The organism is Neobacillus paridis (assembly GCF_016765675.1).
Lineage (GTDB): Bacteria > Bacillota > Bacilli > Bacillales > Cytobacillaceae > Neobacillus > Neobacillus paridis.
In genome coordinates, this window is the sequence record NZ_JAESWB010000342.1 from 1 (window position 1) to 610 (window position 610).

A 610-nucleotide genomic window follows, 5' to 3' on the forward strand; every position below is an offset into this window, starting at 1 on the left:
CAGGAAAGGCAGATACCCTTGCTCTTGACTTTGCAGATCTTTACGAGGCATCGGAAGTTCAGGAAATGGAAAAGTCTGCGGGCGACTATGCTACACGGCTGCTAAACACGAGATTTCAGGCTTTTGGTATCGAACTGAAAGACTTCTTTGATATAAGTACGTCAGTGCCGTTGGAGGATTACATGGCGCTCATGTTCAGGGCATCTTTCAACGTTCCAAGAATAATGGGACATCTTTTGCACCAAAGTTATCTTGACAGAATATCAAAATCGCAAAAAATCACTCTCGCTTCACTTCGGTTAGCGACAAAAAAGTATTATGAAAACACTGTTGTTAGGTATTTTGACCGTTTAAATCGATTTGCGTTAGAGCCTTTCGAGCAAAAGTTAGATCGTCATAATCAACGAAAGCTTCTCGAGCACCTTATCACTGAGGCGAGAACTGTACGTAAGAAAATTGTTGATGGTGAAATTGGCGGAAAATATTTTGAAGGTTTGTCGAATCCGCAAGTTAGTCATTTTATTGTCAAACCGGAACTCGAAAGTGTCCTTGCTTCGCTTGAATCGAATTTCCTTCTTACTCGTTATAAAGCGACACGGGATAAGGCTGG

At 41.6% G+C, this 610-nt stretch carries 1 protein-coding gene; it reads left to right on the plus strand.

Annotation, left to right across the window (positions count from 1 at the left end):
* On the plus strand, positions 1–610 hold a 610-nt coding region (locus JK635_RS20400), incomplete at both ends, for a hypothetical protein (RefSeq protein ID WP_202655778.1).